Origin of the sequence: Alistipes sp. An116 (genome assembly GCF_002161005.1) — a bacterium.
GTDB lineage: Bacteria > Bacteroidota > Bacteroidia > Bacteroidales > Rikenellaceae > Alistipes > Alistipes megaguti.
Window position 1 is genome coordinate 34,799 of record NZ_NFLR01000013.1, and the last position, 15,347, is coordinate 50,145.

The 15,347-nt window shown below is 57.7% G+C and carries 12 protein-coding genes and 1 tRNA gene; 12 read left to right on the forward strand and 1 reads right to left on the reverse strand.

Going from position 1 to position 15,347, the window contains the following annotated elements; all coding sequences use genetic code 11:
* Positions 1-73 precede the first annotated feature (73 nt).
* From B5E60_RS09595 to B5E60_RS09625, 7 genes are all read left to right on the forward strand, one after another.
* The gene (locus B5E60_RS09595) at positions 74-1,318 is read left to right on the forward strand and encodes an ABC transporter permease (protein ID WP_087311283.1); all 1,245 of its coding nucleotides are present in this window, start codon (positions 74-76) and stop codon (positions 1,316-1,318) included.
* Positions 1,315-2,031 (forward strand): bifunctional demethylmenaquinone methyltransferase/2-methoxy-6-polyprenyl-1,4-benzoquinol methylase UbiE, encoded by a 717-nt coding sequence (gene ubiE / locus B5E60_RS09600; protein ID WP_087311284.1) that lies wholly within the window; start codon positions 1,315-1,317, stop codon positions 2,029-2,031. Before B5E60_RS09595 ends, ubiE begins: the two co-directional genes overlap by 4 nt.
* A complete protein-coding gene (locus B5E60_RS09605; protein WP_087311285.1) occupies positions 2,028-2,537 on the forward strand; it encodes a hypothetical protein in 510 nt (169 codons plus the stop codon). The genes ubiE and B5E60_RS09605 overlap by 4 nt, the downstream gene beginning before the upstream one ends.
* Positions 2,534-3,001, forward strand: coding sequence for a hypothetical protein (locus B5E60_RS09610; RefSeq protein WP_239403304.1), 468 nt, complete (start codon positions 2,534-2,536; stop codon positions 2,999-3,001). Before B5E60_RS09605 ends, B5E60_RS09610 begins: the two co-directional genes overlap by 4 nt.
* A 101-nt stretch (positions 3,002-3,102) precedes the next feature.
* Positions 3,103-3,333 (forward strand): hypothetical protein, encoded by a 231-nt coding sequence (locus tag B5E60_RS09615; RefSeq protein WP_087311286.1) that lies wholly within the window; start codon positions 3,103-3,105, stop codon positions 3,331-3,333.
* A gap of 226 nt (positions 3,334-3,559) precedes the next feature.
* Positions 3,560-4,174: a flavodoxin family protein gene (locus B5E60_RS09620; RefSeq protein ID WP_087311287.1), complete on the forward strand. Its 615-nt coding sequence runs from the start codon at positions 3,560-3,562 to the stop codon at positions 4,172-4,174.
* A gap of 165 nt (positions 4,175-4,339) precedes the next feature.
* Positions 4,340-4,427, forward strand: a tRNA-Ser gene (locus B5E60_RS09625).
* Between the two features lie 325 nt (positions 4,428-4,752).
* Here the strand turns inward: B5E60_RS09625 and B5E60_RS09630 are convergent.
* Entirely contained in the window at positions 4,753-5,151 is a 399-nt protein-coding gene (locus B5E60_RS09630; RefSeq protein ID WP_143260728.1) for a hypothetical protein, read from the reverse strand.
* Between the two features lie 556 nt (positions 5,152-5,707).
* Here B5E60_RS09630 and B5E60_RS09635 point away from each other — a divergent pair.
* The 5 genes from B5E60_RS09635 (at position 5,708) to B5E60_RS09655 (ending at position 15,329) form a co-directional block, all read left to right on the forward strand.
* On the forward strand, positions 5,708-6,256 hold the full coding sequence (locus B5E60_RS09635; protein ID WP_087311311.1) for an RNA polymerase sigma-70 factor: 549 nt from the start codon (positions 5,708-5,710) through the stop codon (positions 6,254-6,256).
* Positions 6,257-6,443: 187 nt separating this feature from the next.
* Complete coding sequence (locus B5E60_RS09640; RefSeq protein ID WP_087311289.1) at positions 6,444-7,613, forward strand: FecR family protein; 1,170 nt, start codon at positions 6,444-6,446, stop codon at positions 7,611-7,613.
* Between the two features lie 21 nt (positions 7,614-7,634).
* Complete coding sequence (locus B5E60_RS09645; RefSeq protein WP_087311290.1) at positions 7,635-10,457, forward strand: TonB-dependent receptor plug domain-containing protein; 2,823 nt, start codon at positions 7,635-7,637, stop codon at positions 10,455-10,457.
* Between the two features lie 12 nt (positions 10,458-10,469).
* Entirely contained in the window at positions 10,470-11,843 is a 1,374-nt protein-coding gene (locus B5E60_RS09650) for a RagB/SusD family nutrient uptake outer membrane protein (protein ID WP_087311291.1), read from the forward strand.
* 15 nt (positions 11,844-11,858) lie between these two features.
* Entirely contained in the window at positions 11,859-15,329 is a 3,471-nt protein-coding gene (locus B5E60_RS09655; protein ID WP_087311292.1) for a SusC/RagA family TonB-linked outer membrane protein, read from the forward strand.
* Positions 15,330-15,347 lie beyond the last annotated feature (18 nt).

The window sequence follows — 15,347 nt, forward strand, 5'->3', positions numbered from 1 at the left end:
ATCCCGTATTTCGGGCAAAAATACGAAATTTATATGTTTCTTTGCATAAATTTCAGAACAAAATAGAGCACCCGTGAATCTCGCCTTTTTCATCGCCCGCCGTACGGCGCGTCCGACGCCCGGAAACCGCCCCGGGGTCATGGACCGCATTGCCGTAGGGTCGGTGGCCCTCGGGGTGGCGGTGATGATCCTGACGCTGGCCGTGGTCATCGGCTTCAAGCGCGAGGTCGCCCGCAAGATGGAGGGGTTTGCCTCGCACGTCACGGTGACCGACATCCGCGGGGTCGATGCGCTCGATTCCCGGCCCGTGCATCGCAGCGCCCGTCTCGAGGCGTTGATCCGTTCGACCGACGGCTTTGTTGCGATGGCCCCCTATGCGCTCAAGGGCGGGATTGTCCGCACGGCGGATGCCGTGGGCGAGGTGGTGCTCAAGGGCATCGGACCGGATTACGACACGTCGCTGCTCGGGGAGTGGCTCGTCCGGGGGCAGATGCCCCGCATCGGCGATTCGATCCGCACGAAGGACATTCTCCTCTCGCAGCTGCTGGCCGACCGGCTGGAGGTCGGCGTCGGGGACCGCATCGAGATGCTGTTCGTCGACGGCGGCGAACGCCCCCGCCGCGACCGCTTCAAGGTGTCGGGAATCTACGCCTCGGGGTTGGACGAGATGGACCGCTCGATGGTCTTCACCGACATCCGGAACGTGCAGCGCCTCTGCGACTGGTGCGCTGACGAGGTCTCGGGCTACGAAATTCGGGTCCGTTCGCTCGACGAGGCCCCGGCCTTTGCCCGGACGCTGGACCGCACGCTGCTCTACGACGAGGGTGAGGGCACCGAGAACCTGGCCGTCGAGAGCGTCACCGAGCGTTACGCCAACATCTTCGACTGGCTGAAGGCCCACGATGTCAATGCAGCCGTGGTGATCGGCATCATGCTCGTCGTGGCGTTCTTCAACATGACCTCGGCGCTACTGATCCTCGTCCTGGAGCGCACGCGCATGATCGGGCTGCTGAAGGTCCTCGGCATGCGCAGCCGGCAGATCCGTGCCGTCTTCCTCTGGCGGGCCGCCTTCGTGGCGCTGCGCGGTCTGGGGTGGGGCAACCTCGTCGGTCTGGGCCTCTGCGTGCTGCAGCACACGACCCATCTTGTCAAACTCAACCCGGAGGGGTATCTCCTCTCCGAAGTCCCCATATCGCTGGGGTGGGGGTGGTGGCTGGCACTCAATGCCGGCTTCATCGCCGTGATTGTCCTCCTGCTGATGATCCCCGCCTCGATTGTCTCCCGCATCAAACCCGAAGAAACGATTCGTTACGAATGAAACCCTACAATACCGATCAGTCCAAGAAGGAGGAGGTCCGCGAGATGTTCGACAACATCGCGCCGAAGTACGATCTGCTCAACCATACGCTCTCGATGAGCATCGACCGTCTCTGGCGCCGTCATGTCGTGAAGATCGTGTGCCGTGTGAAACCCCGCCGCATCCTCGACGTGGCCACCGGAACGGGTGACCTGGCCATCGCCATGGCCCGCCGCATCAGAGAGACTCACGTCCTGGGTGTCGACCTCTCGGAGCGCATGCTCGACGTAGCCCGCCGCAAGGTCGAGGCCCGCGGTCTGGACGGCCGCATCGTGCTGGATCACGGCGATGCCGAGCACCTTGATGTGGCGACGGCGTCGGTCGACGTGGCCACCGTCGCCTTCGGCGTGCGCAATTTCGGCGATCTGGATGCCGGGCTGCGCGAACTGGCCCGGGTGCTGCGCCCCGGCGGGCGGGTCGTCATCCTGGAGTTCTCGAGACCCTCGAACCCGCTGTTCCGCACCCTCTACGAATTCTATACCTACCGGATTCTGCCCCGCATCGGCGGCATGGTCTCCCACGATCGCCGTGCCTACGAGTATCTCCCGGCCTCGGTCGGCGAATTCCCCCGCCCGGCCGAATTTCTGCGGCGGCTCGAGGCGGCCGGATTCCACGACTGCAAGGCCCGCAGCCAGAGTTGCGGCATTGCCCAAATATATATTGGTGTACGATGAAACGATTGTTCTTTTATTCGCTGCTACTCTTCGCCGTCCTGGCGATGGGCTCCTGCCGGCGCTCGGTTGAGAAGACGGCTCAAAAGATCCGTTTCGAGGAAATTGAACGGGTGCAGCTGCAGGGGTTGACCTCCGCCGAGGTGGTCGCCCGGATCGACAACGGCTCGGCCCATCGGCTCCAGCTCGCCTCGGCCCGGATCGACATCCATTACGCCGATGCGGTCGTGGGGCGGCTGATTCTCGAGGAGCCCGTCGAGATCGACCGTCGGACGCAGGCCTCGATCCGGACGCTCTGGCGGCTGCAGATCTCCGATCCGCTGACCCTCTTCGTCCTCTACCGCAAGGTGAAGGCCGGTGAGTTGGACCGTATCGCCCTCTCCTTCGAGATCGAGGGCCGCGGCGGCCCGGCTCCGCTCCGTTTTTCCCGCGAAAAGATGCCTTTGTCCGAATTTTTGACTACCTTTGGGCTCTCCGTTCAGGATGTGCAAAATTATCTGAAGTTATGAAATACCGTACGCTGATCCTTACCTGCGCTCTGTTGATGGTCGCTTCGGTTGCCGGAGCCCAGTCGCTCGAGGCCTTCAAGCAGCGTCTGGCCCAACCGACAGCCGGCTCTGCGCTGTTCGATCCGGCCCGCGTCGTGGTCACCGAACACGGGGATGCCGCCCGCGCCGTGGCCGATGCCGCCCGCAGTGCCCAGCGCCTCTCCTACAAGGGCCATCGCGTCTGCATCTTCTTCGACAACGGCCCCGATGCCCGCAACGGTGCGCTGGCAGCCAAACAACTCTTCGAAGAGACTTTTCCCGGTATCCGGGTCTACATGGTTTACGAAAGCCCGTGGTTCTCGGTCTCGGTCGGAAACTGCCTGACCTCCGAAGAGGCTATCATCCTGAAAGGCAAGGTCTCGGCCACCTTCCCGAAGGCCTTTCTGAAGAACGAAGTGATCTCCGTGAGCGACCTTCTGGAGTGATTTGCGGCTGTTTTTGAAAATTTTTTGATTTTTCTTTGCTTTGTTTCGGCGAATATCTATCTTTGTGGCGTTTAAGAAGTGTTAATTAAACGTTTGACGCTATGAAAAAGATTTTCTCTTTGGTCATCGTTCTGGCTGCCGTAGCCATGGTTAGCTGTGGTGGAAACGCCAACAAGAAGGCAGCTGCTGATGCCGCTGCTACGGAAGCTGCTGCTACCGAGGCTTCGGCTTGCGAGGGTTGCACCGAGAAGTGCGATTCGACGGCTGCTTGCGAGCAGGCTGATTCGACCGCTACCGAGGCTGCTGCCGAGACGGTTGAGGCTGCAAAATAATTTTGCCCTCTGAAGATTGGGGAGATTCCTCGAAGGGAATCTCCCCTTTTTTTGTCTTCTCGGGATCGGAACGTGCGGCTGCAGTCCCCCCCCCTCCCGAGATTAGACGGGCGGAGGCGTCTGCGCAGGCGACCTTCCGATAAAATCGGGTGATGCGATCTCCTCCGCATCCCCTTTTTTTGTATCTTTGGGAGACGAAAACCAACGACATTAAAAAATATCAGCTATGAAAGTCCTGCTTATCAATGGAAGCCCCCATCGCGAGGGCAATACCTTCATCGCATTGAACGAAGTTGCCCGCACGCTCGAGGCCGAGGGCGTAGAGGCCGAAATCGTCTCGATCGGTACCAAACCCATTCCGGGCTGCATCGGCTGCTGGCAGTGTGCCCAGACCGGCAGTTGCGCCTTCAACGACGATCTCTACCTGCTGATCCGCGAAAAACTGGCCACGGCCGACGCACTGATCGTCGGTTCGCCGGTCTACTTCGCCGGCCCGAACGGTTCGCTGTGTGCGCTGCTGGACCGTCTGTTTGTCTCGTGCGTCGACCGCCTGGCCTATAAACCGGCTGCTGCCGTGGTCGTGTGCCGCCGCGGAGGAGCCAGCGCCGCGTTCGACCGTCTGAACAAGTATTTCATGATAACGAACATGCCGGTCGTCTCGTCGAAATACTGGAACAGCGTCCATGGACGGACTCCCGGCGAGGCCAGTCAGGACGGTGAAGGTCTGCAGACGATGCGTGTGCTGGGGCGTAACATGGCCCGCGTGCTCAAGGCCGGATTGCTCGCTACGGAGAACATCCCCGAAGCCGAACCCCGCATCATGACGAGTTTTATCCGTTAGTCGGTTCTCGGGGCGCACGAATCGGACTCGGGACCGGGCCTTTCATGCCGCGGGACTGACTTTTCTTTCGAGCCTGTCCGAATCCGTGTCAGGCGGCGCCGTGCAGAAAAAATCGCCGTCATTTGCAGAATCGGGAAATATTGCGTACTTTTGCGCCATCCCCACGGAAAGATGCAGGAGTGGTTGAACTGGCCCGCCTGGAAAGCGAGTAAACCTCAAAAGGGTTTCAGGGGTTCGAATCCCCTTCTTTCCGCTCGAAGGTACGTTTGTGAAGAGCGTTGCAGAATTTCTGCAACGCTCTTTTTGGTTGTTCTCATATGCGGCGTTTGCCCGGTTTCCTCCCGGAGCAGATGGCGCGGGACCGAAGACCGGAGTGGATTCCGGTCGACGGTAGAGTAGTGCGGCATCGTGTTTGGCGCCGCTTCCGGTAGGCGGAAGGGGCGCGACAATATCCCGTGGGCTGTTGGCGGGGTGAAGGTACGCCGTGAACACGGGCTCTGTCGGCAGCTCCTCCCGTTGCGGGTGGGCATGCCTTGTCGGCTGATGGGGCCGGTTGTCGTACAGGTCCCGAGCGTCGCTTATTCGACGTGTTGCTGTGCCTGTCCGATCCGCCGGTCCAGCGGGGTTGAGGAGCGTTCACGGAGAATCGTCAGCACCTCCTCGACAATCTCCTGCAGGGTCCACGGAGAACCCATTTTGCGTAATCGCAGACGCTCGCTGGCGATACGCAGCGGCTCGAGTAGTCCGATGGCTGCCACGATGTAGGGCGGCAGCCGGAGATTGTCGATCCGGTATTTCCGCTGGTTGAGGTAGGTCAGAAACGTGTCGTAGGTCGTTCCCAGCAGGTAACGGCCGTAAAGTTCGAAGATCCGTTTGCAGTTGCGGAGTGAGTTCTCGCGTTCGAAGTAGGCCTGTTTCAGCTCTTGCGCCAGAAGAATTCGCCATTTCAGGTGGTTGGGTACGTACATATCTTTCATTTTTGATGGTCTTTTTCGTGCAGGCCGGTCCTTGCACCGAATCCGGGGGGCTCGAAGCCGGACCGGGTGGGTGGCGGAACTGCTTGCTGGCAGTCTGATTCCTGTTTTGTCTCCGGCCAGGGGCTTCGGCTGAGGAGATAAATCGCTCCTTTCCGTTGATCTGATTCCTGGCTGTTGGAATTGGCTGGCAAATATTTATTGCAAATATAAAATAATATATTGTAAAAGTGAGCCTTTCAGCCGAAAAAAAAGCGGTAAGGCTGTAAAATCGCTGTAAACGGATTGCCTTTCTGTAGGAGTGAATCGCGTCCCGATTCGACAGAGACAATCTTTTCCTGATTGATTTTTGAAAATGATTACAGATGAAAACTACAGGTTACAATTGTGTAAGGTATTTATTTGTAGGTTGTTATTGTTCGCCTATGGCTCGTTGAAGGCCTGGATGGCTGGATTCTGCTGAAAAAAATGTTGCAATTTTTACAAAAACCTTTTATTTTTGAGCCCGTGTGTAGTGGCTGTCACAGATTGTTTCGTCGCAGCAAAGCCTGACAAAATCATGTGCAAGAAAGATACATACAAGGAATCGGATGAAAAGACGAAGGAGTTGGTTCCCGAATTCTTCCGGACTTATTATCCGATGTTTGTCTCTTTTGCCCGCAATTTCGTGCAGTGTCATGAAGCGTGTGAAGATTTGGTGCAGGAGGCGTTCGCAACCCTGCTTGAGCAGGGTTATACCTTTGAGAACGAATATCTTGTCAGGGGATTTCTTTATAAAACACTTCGCAATAAATGTCTCAATCATCTGAGACATGAACAGATTCGGAACCGTTATTCCGAATTGCAGATTGCTCGTCATAAGCAGAAACAATCGGAAGAATTCTTTATAGACGCCATCATGCAGGAGGAGTCCTCGGTAATTATTGCACAAGCCATCGAATCCCTCCCGGCAATGGGTCGGCGGGTGCTCAGCCTGGCTGTAGATGGTTTTAGCAATCAGGAAGTTGCAGATGTGTTGGGCATTTCGGTCAATACGGTCCGTACGCATAAGGCACGGGCTTACAAAATACTGCGCATGATTCTTTCGAATCAGTGGATGATTTTCTGAGGAGAGACCTTTCCTCTCCGTGTCGTTTCTGTTCAGGCCTTTGGACTTACGATTATTTATCTATGCAAGGTGCACATTAAAAGCATCTTGCAATTTTTTTTGATCTTATGTCATCCTTTTTTGTTTCTAAAGTGTTATATTAACGGTGTTAGTTGGGAATATCATATCATTTGTCAGGACGGCTGTCTTGCTGGGGAGGTTTTGGGTTTCGAAAACCTCCGATCAGGAGCGCGAACAACTCAAACTCAGACTCCGGGAGTGGAATCGTGAGCACAAGATCGCACTCTTCCGTCGGATCCTCGATGAAGAGGAGCTGGAGAACCGCCGGATCATCCGCGAACAGTGTGATGTCGATGAAGCCTGGCGAAAGGTACAGGTCCGCCTCCGTGAGCGAAAAAGCAGGGCCCGCATCCGGCGTTACATGCTCAAACTGCAAAGTGCGGCTGCCGTACTTGTCGTACTGCTCCTGACTGCCGGCATCATTTACGATTCGCATACCGGACACCGGAAGCGGGTCATGGCCCGAATCGCCGAGATCCGTCCCGGAGGTGCACAGCCAACCCTCTATCTGGCCGATGGCCAAAGCGTGGAACTCGGTCGGGCGGATTCAACGGCGGATCTCGGCAATGCCCGTATCAGCGGAGAAAACAGTCTGACCTACCGTCCGGAGCCTTCTTCCGATCGCGAGGATCGTTCGGAACCCCTCGCGGAGGTCTATAATACACTCATTACACCCCGCGGATGCATGTACGACGTGACGTTGGTCGACGGTACGCGGGTCTGGGTGAATGCTGCCTCGCGGCTGCGCTTCTTTACGACCAACCACAGCAGCGAACGGATTGTCATGCTGGAAGGAGAGGCCTATTTCGAGGTGGCGCATGATGCCTCCCGTCCCTTCGTCGTCGTGTCGGGCGGACAGCGGATCCGGGTTCTCGGAACCCATTTCAACATCAAGGCCTATGATGCCGCTCAGGCAGTCTATACCACATTGGTGGAAGGTTCCGTCGAGGTGACACCCGACTCCGGCGAGCAGAGTGTCCGACTCTCGCCCGGCGAGCAGGCTGTCTACCGGCGGCAGTCGGATGAACCGATCGAGGTGACACAGGTCGACCCCTCGCAGGCCCTTGCCTGGCGTTCCGGAACCTTTATCTTCTCGCACGCCACCATCTCCGAAATCCTCGAGGAGCTCTCCCGATGGTATCGCTTCGATTATGAGGTGGCTCCGTATCTCGACCGGTTCCGCTTCACGGGTCAGTTCCCCCGCTGCGGCGAACTCGACCGGATCCTCGATATCATTACCTCTACAGGCACCGACATAAAGATCGACTTCGACGGAGAACGTATCACGCTGAAATAATCCCACTAAACTTTTCCCATTATGACGAAACCTTTACAAACGAAAAAACGGAAACATCCCAAGGGCGTTCCAGCACCGGGAACGTGGCGGATATGGATCCTTCCGGCAGCGGTTTCGACCCTGCTCTCCCTTGCCCCATCGTTTCTGTTTGGTCAAGGTGACGGGCCGCAGGAGGAACGGTTCATCCGGGACAATTACGGTCTGCCGGTGTCGGATGCCGCGGAAACAACCCTTTCGGGCGAGTATCTGCGCAAACTCCATCCGACCGATCTGTTGCGTGCGCTCGAACTGGCCGATCCTTCGTTGTGCGGATTTGATCCGGATCAGGGCTCCGATCCGAATGCCGTACTCCAGTCTCTGAGTCTGCAGGGAACACGCTCCTTTGCCTGGAATCTGAGCCAGGCGGATGCGCTGCCGCTGGTCATTGTCGACGGCCACAGCGAATCGATGGATCGGCTGAGCGATTTCGACATGCAGCGCATCGAAAGCGTTACGCTGCTCAAGAATGCTTCGGCAACCGCTTTGCTGGGTGTGCGCGCCGGACAGGGGGCCATCCTGATCCGAACCCGGACTCCCGAAGCGCATCGCCTGCAGTTGACCTACCGTTTCGACGGTATGTTCCAGAAGGCCTCTCTGCGCAATTTCGATCTGATGGATGCCGCACAGAAACTCGACTGGGAAAAAAGTACGGGTGCTTACGACGGTAACGAGGCCCTCTACGATCAGCGGATGGCCGGCGTGCGGGCCAACGGTTCGACCGACTGGCTCAACATGCCCGTTAGAACCTCGTTCTCGCATCGGCACCGTGTCTCCGTCGACGGCGGTGACAGCAGCCTGCGCTATCGCGGCGTGCTCTACCTGAATCCCGTCAAGGGGGTCATGAAGGGCTCGGAGCGGAAATCCTACGGCGGTTCGGCCTTCATCGGATATACGACCCGATCGTTCCAGATCTCCAACGAACTCAATGTCGACCTGTTCGATGCCGGAGAGTCTACCGCCGGAGCCATCCTCGAATGGGCCCGGATGGATCCCTATTATGTGGCGGCCGATGGACGTGGAGTTCCGTATGACGTGCTCGGAAGCGGTACCTTCTCCGAGCAGGGGTCTCCGTTGTACGAAATGTCGCTCAACAGTTTCGCCGAAGACAAGATCGCTCGGGTGAACAACAACCTGACCGTACGTTGGAAGATCGACACCCGCTTCAGCATCGCCGGACAGTTCAACCTGACGCACGATTACGACCGCCGTTCGGAATTTGTCTCTCCGTCGTCGCTCGTCTACCGGGGATACACCGCCGATGAGGCTACAAAGGTGGGCAGTTACCGGATTCGTCGCAACGAGTTGAAGAGCTATCAGGAGCGGATCTGGGCCGATTATCGGCAGGAGTGGAATCGTCACTCGCTGCGGGCTTCGCTTGGCATGGAGATCTACTCGGCCACTTACACCGATAACTCCTTCCGGGGAACCGGTATTTCGAGTGACCACATGGATTACGTCTCCTTTGCCCAGTATTATGCCGAGGAGCGCCCCGAAGGTGTCGAGATGGCCGAGCGGGTGTTGAGCGGTTACGGAACCCTCTCGTGGAACTTCGACCAAAAGCTCTTTGTCGATCTTTCGGGGCGTCTGGACCGGTCCTCGCGGCTGGCTCCCGAAAAACGCACCGCCGGCTCCTACGGCATAACGGCTCGCTACGATCTGCGGCGGAGCTTCCTGCCCGAGTCGGATTTCATCAGTCGGCTGAGTCTGTCGGCCGGGTACGGCGCCACGGCCGGCTATCAGTTCGATTATGCTCAGGTCAATCCACTCTACGCCTATGATTTCGACAACCCCTATCTGAACGGTTTGGGCTCGTCGGATTACAGCGAAGGTCTGGTTACCCTGTTCCACTCGAACGTCTACAACCCGGCGCTCCGGTGGAAGACCACCCGCAGCGCTCACGTCGGTATTGACGGCCGGTTCGGACCGATCGACCTCACGCTGAAGTTTTACAACTCGCTTTCGAAAAATCTGATGACCATTGAGAGTCAGTCGCCGGTGTTCGGCTCGGAGATCCGTTATACGAACCGGGGAGCCATCCGCAATTCGGGCGTCGAATTTGCTGTTGCGGCAACGATCCTGAACAACCGGAACGGAGTCGATCTGACCCTCTTTGTAAACGGGGCAGCCAATCGCAGCCGGATTACCGCGTTGCCCGATTATTCGTCCGATCTTTTCCTTGCCCAGACCCTTGCCGAGGGATCTTGTGTCGGGATGGTTCGGGGTGATGCTGCCGACGGTATCTATGTGCTGCCTTCGGCGGGCATTGATCCCGATACCGGACGGGAGCTCTTCTACGGTCGCGACGGTTTGCTGACCGACACCCCGCAGAGCAGCGATCTGGTCTTCGAAGGGTCCCGGACGCCCAAACTCCGCGGCCGTTTCGGCGCAACGGCAGCCTGGCGGAACCTCGATCTGGGAGTGGTGTTCGCCTATTCGCTGCGCGGAACATATTACGATCTCTATACGCAGCAGGCGGTCGACTGGGCCTCGACGGCCGATAATGTCCCGACCGCAGCTCTCGACAAATGGAGCCCGAGTCATCCGGATGCCGCCTTCCAGGGCGGAGACAATCCGTCGCATTACGCCTCGTCGCGCTTCGTGTCGAAGCGCAATACGCTCTCGCTGGCTTCGGTGCGCGTAGGGTATGCCTTCCCGAAGAAGATCGCCGCAGCCATGCGCATGCAGGGTCTTAAGGTGAGTCTGACGTGCGACGATGTCTGGTTCGTCTCCTCGGTCAAGACTCCCCGGAGTCTCTACTATCCTTATGCCTCGAGTTTCATCCTCTCTCTGCAAGCAACCTTCTAAACGCGTTTCCCCATGAAAAGACTCATATACACGGCGTTTATGCTCCTTACCTTCGTGTCGTGCGACCAGTGGTTCGATGTCGAACCCAAGGGTGAGGGTACCTCCGGCAACGGACTGTTCAACAACGAAGTCTCTTTCCGCGATTACATGAACGGAATCTATGCCGATCTGCGTTCGCGGGATCTCTACGGTGGCAACCTGACGCTGGGCGGCGTGGAATTCCTTGCACAGACCTTCGTCCCCTATACCGGAGCCGAAGCCTGGACCCGCATGGATTTCAACAGCGATATGGCCCGCACGATCGCCCGCAAGGCCTACGGCGGACTCTACGCCGTCATCTATCGCTGCAACGATCTGCTGCGGCAGTTTGACCGGAATCCTGACGTGGAATTCGTCTCCGGATCCCGCGAAATGATGATGGCCGAAACCCGGGCGTTGAGGGCTTTCCTGCATTTCGAACTCCTGCGGCTCTTCAGCCCGGCATATGCCGTGGATGCTTCGGCCAGTTTCGTTCCCTGGATCGGCTCCGTTGACGGACCTGCGGTGACGATGACTTCGGCCGAGCTGCTCGATCGGATCCTTTCCGAACTGGATGCCGCGCTGGTGCAACTCGAAGCCTGTGATCCCGTTGTAACGGGGGTCGGCTACGACGACATGTCGCTGTTGGGAACCTCGCCCGCGGACCGCTGCTGGAAACTCAATTATTATGCCGTAGCCGTGGTCAAGGCCCGGGCGCTGATGTTCCGGGGCGCACAGTCGGACTGCCGGGAGGCCTCCACGCTGCTTGGATCGGTCATCGAAAAGGGCGGTTATGAATTCGTGCGGACGGTCTCCGACAGCGACTACTCCTTCTCCCGGGAGTTCATCTTCGCTCTGCCGTCGGACGAGAAGGGTTTCTGCGCACTCTCCGAGGAGCTCTTCGGCCCGAGCGGAAAGGGGGTTGTGCTTTCGTCGCAGATCAGCCTCGACGACCTGAGCTCCGACGATCGCCGGCGCGGATGGATCGATGGCGACAATACGATGCGCACGAAGTTTGCGCCGACCAGCAAGATTGATCTTTGGGAGACGGCGCCTGCCATCCCGATGGTCAAACTCGGCGAGGTCTACCTCCTGGCAGCCGAGGCTGCCGCCAAGTCCGGCGACCTTGTGTCGGGTATCTCCCGCTTCAACAACTTCATGACCGAACGCAACAGCGCTTCGATGGTTCTGGCCCAGGATGCTTCGCTGGATCAACTCATGGAGGCTGTCGATCTCCAGTATCGTTACGAATTCATGGGCGAAGGCGTCCGGTTCCATTTCTGCAAGCGCCTCGACAAGACCATCACCGCTTTTGACGGCTCGCAGATCTCTGAAGTCGGGAAAAAGTATCTCCCCATTGTTCAATAACAAAATATCAAGCAGATGAGCTACATCACATCATACAAAATCCCGGGATCGGGCAATTTCCGCCGTCTGCGGAGGTGTCTGCTGCTGGTCGTGCTGGCTTGCATGCCCTTCGGGATCCTTCGTGCCCAGGAGGCAAAGGTTTCGGTCCGGCTTCAGGAGGCGCCGCTCTCCGCGCTGCTCCAGGAGATTCAGAAACAAACCGAATACAAGGTCTTTTACAGCGACAACAAGGTGGATCCGACCCGTCTGGTGAGCGTTTCGGCCCGACAGGTTTCGGTCAGCCGGATTCTCAAAAGTATCCTCCCGAAACTGGGGCTGACTTATCAGTTCATCAACAATACGATCGTGCTTTCGCGCGATTCCAAGGTTGCCGAACCCGCTTCGGGGGTCATGGCCCGCGCCGTTCCGGTACGCAAGGTCTCCGGTACGGTGAAGGATGAGTCCGGCGTGCCGATGGTCGGGGTTACGGTGGTGGCCTCCAAGGACAAGCGGCGCGGTACGTCGACCAATGCCGACGGCTCCTTCTCGCTCAATGTGCCGACCGACGAAACCCATGTCGTCTTCTCGATGGTCGGTATGAAGACCCAGACGCTGCCCGTCGGCAGCGGGGTGCTGAACGTGGTGCTGAAGTCCGACGTCATCGAGTCCGAGGCGCTGGTTATCACCGGTTACGTCCCCAAGGCCAAGAACAGCTTCACGGGTACGGCTACCCAGGTCAAGGGCGAGGATCTGGTGAAGGTCAATCCGACGAACATGCTTCAGGCCCTGCAGGTCTACGATCCGTCGTTCGTGGTGTCGGACATCACGGGGGAATTCGGCTCGAACCCCAATTACATCCCCGATCGGATCGAGATTCGCGGTGCCAACAGCATGCCCGATATCTCGGAGAATACCCTGCAGACCTATACCACGCTGCCGATCTTCATTCTCGACGGATTCCAGGTCGATGTCGAGAAGGTCTACAACCTGGACATCAACCGCGTGGAGAATGTCACCATCCTCAAGGATGCCGCCGCATCGTCGATCTACGGCTCCCGGGCCGCCAACGGCGTGGTGGTGATCACCACCAAGATGCCCGAAAAGGGAAGCATCCAGGTCTCCTACACGCTCAATACCGCGATCGAAACCCCGGATCTCTCCTCCTATAACCTCATGAACGCCAGCGAACTGGTGCAGTACTACGAGAAACTGAATATCTTCTCCCGCGGAAACGTCACCATCGGCGAGGTGGATCCCGAACGGCGGAATCTGTTGACGATGCTCAAGATGGAGGCGGCAAACGGGGTGGATACCTACTGGCTCGCCCAGCCGCTGCGAACCTCCTTCCAGCATACTCATTCGCTCTTCCTCGAGGGTGGTACGGATGTCGGACGCCCCGAGGCCGGACGCTCCCTGCGCTATCAGATCAACCTGAACGGAAACTTCTCCGACGGTGTGATGAAGGGCTCGCTGCGCAATACCTACGGGGGTGGTGCCAAACTGATCTATGATACCCGCAAGTTACAGATTACGAGTGATCTGCAGGTCGAATTCACCAATACGCAGGATTCGCCCTACGGCAGTTTCTCGACCTATACGCAACTCCTGCCGCTCTTCCGGATCAAGGACAGCAACGGCGAACTCTTCCCGACGCTTTCGGCGGCCAACATCCCCCTCTATGACAACTATCCCTGGACCGACATCGGTACGTCAATCCTCGGTACGCAGATCAATCCCCTCTATGAAGCCGAACACCGGAACAGCTTCTCCCGCGGGCACAACCTCGGACTGACCTATCAGCTGGGGTTGAACTGGGAGATCGTCGATAACCTCCGCGTGCGCGGATCGTTCACCTACAACCGTCAGGAGCAGACCTCGGAGAAGTATGTTTCGCCCTTCAGTTCGGCCATCTCCGACGGTCTGGACAACAACTCGATCGAACAACTCTACCGCCGCGGATCCTACAACCGCAACGGCAGCATGTCGACGGATTATTACGGCATGGTCAACCTCTCCTATCTGAAGAGTTTCGGACGTCATACCGTGCAGGCTGTGCTGGGTGGAGAGATCAAGGAGGATCTCACCGAAAGCGACAGTTATTCGGTGGTGGGTTTCCTCAACGATGCCCAGACCTTCCCCTCCGATGCCGCCCAGTATCCTCTGTCGGGTGGCCCGGGCGGAGCCAGCAGCATCGTCCGCACGGTGGGTACCTTCGCTACGGTCAACTATTCGTTCGACAACCGGTACATGCTCGACGGCAGTTATCGACTTGACGGCTCGTCGAACTTCGCCAGCAAACAGCGCGTGTCGTCGTTCTGGGCCGTGGGTGTGCGCTGGAATCTGATGAACGAGAAGTTCATGAACCGTGACCTCTTCAACAACCTGGCCCTGAAGGCCAATATCGGTACCACCGGCAACTCGAACTTCGTACTGAGCCAGATCCTGAACATGTACCGCTATCTCAGCATGTATGACGGTATTACGGGTGCCGAGCTCATGTCGTTGGCCAATCCCGATCTGCGGTGGCAGACCACGCTCAAACGCAATATCGGGGTGGAACTCGGATTCCTCGATAACCGTATCAATTTGGAGTTCAACTATTACCGGAATACGACCGATAACAATATCACTCAGGTCGACATCCTGCCGTCGACGGGATTCTCCTCCTACACGGCCAATCAGGGTGACGTGGCCAACCGCGGTTTTGACTTCAGCCTCTCGGTTACGCCGCTTCGCACCAAGTCCTGGCAGCTGAACTTCTTCGTCAACGGTCAGCACAACCGCAACAAGCTGACCAACCTCTCGGAGGCCCTCAAGGATTACAACAAGCAGGTCATGGAGCAGCAGACCGAAGCCTCCGGTACCAAGATCGAAAACGTCTTCCTCTTTGAAGAGGGCAAGTCGCTCACGGCCATCTACGCTGTCCCGTCGGCCGGCATTGACCCCGGTACCGGTCAGGAGATCTTCATCACCCGGGATGGCAAGCGGACCTTCACGTGGAATGCTGCCGATCAGGTGGTCGTGGGGGATACGGAACCCGATCTGCGCGGCTATTTCGGCATCAACCTCAGCTACAGGCAGTGGTCGCTGAATACCAGCTTCGAATATTCGTTCGGCGGTGAGATGTACAACCAGACGCTCGTCGACCGTATCGAAAATACCTCGATCAACTCGTCGAGCAACAGTATCGCCTACAACATGGACCGTCGGGCGCTCTACGACCGTTGGACGCAACCGGGCGACGTGGCCAAATACCGCAGCGCAAACGTCTCGGGAAAGACCTATGCCAGCTCGCGCTTCGTGCAGAAGAACAACTACTGGCGTTTGAACTCGATCCGACTGATGTACAACCTCAACCGGCCCGACAAACGCTTCCTGGGTATGTCGATGCTCCGGATCGCCCTCTCGGCCAACGATCTCTTCTACGTATCCACCATCCGGCAGGAGCGGGGCCTTTCGTATCCCTATGCCCGTACCTTCACGCTCACTCTCCAGGCTAACTTCTAATTCGGAACGCTTATGAAA

Excerpts from the sequence above, each read along its gene's own strand:
- ubiE (WP_087311284.1), top strand. The coding sequence starts at position 1,315 with ATGAAACCCTACAATACCGATCAGTCCAAGAAGGAGGAGGTCCGCGAG.
- B5E60_RS09605 (WP_087311285.1), top strand. The coding sequence starts at position 2,028 with ATGAAACGATTGTTCTTTTATTCGCTGCTACTCTTCGCCGTCCTGGCG.
- B5E60_RS09610 (WP_239403304.1), top strand. The coding sequence starts at position 2,534 with ATGAAATACCGTACGCTGATCCTTACCTGCGCTCTGTTGATGGTCGCT.
- B5E60_RS09615 (WP_087311286.1), top strand. The coding sequence starts at position 3,103 with ATGAAAAAGATTTTCTCTTTGGTCATCGTTCTGGCTGCCGTAGCCATG.
- B5E60_RS09620 (WP_087311287.1), top strand. The coding sequence starts at position 3,560 with ATGAAAGTCCTGCTTATCAATGGAAGCCCCCATCGCGAGGGCAATACC.
- B5E60_RS09630 (WP_143260728.1), bottom strand. The coding sequence starts at position 5,151 with ATGAAAGATATGTACGTACCCAACCACCTGAAATGGCGAATTCTTCTG.
- B5E60_RS09635 (WP_087311311.1), top strand. The coding sequence starts at position 5,708 with ATGTGCAAGAAAGATACATACAAGGAATCGGATGAAAAGACGAAGGAG.
- B5E60_RS09645 (WP_087311290.1), top strand. The coding sequence starts at position 7,635 with ATGACGAAACCTTTACAAACGAAAAAACGGAAACATCCCAAGGGCGTT.
- B5E60_RS09650 (WP_087311291.1), top strand. The coding sequence starts at position 10,470 with ATGAAAAGACTCATATACACGGCGTTTATGCTCCTTACCTTCGTGTCG.
- B5E60_RS09655 (WP_087311292.1), top strand. The coding sequence starts at position 11,859 with ATGAGCTACATCACATCATACAAAATCCCGGGATCGGGCAATTTCCGC.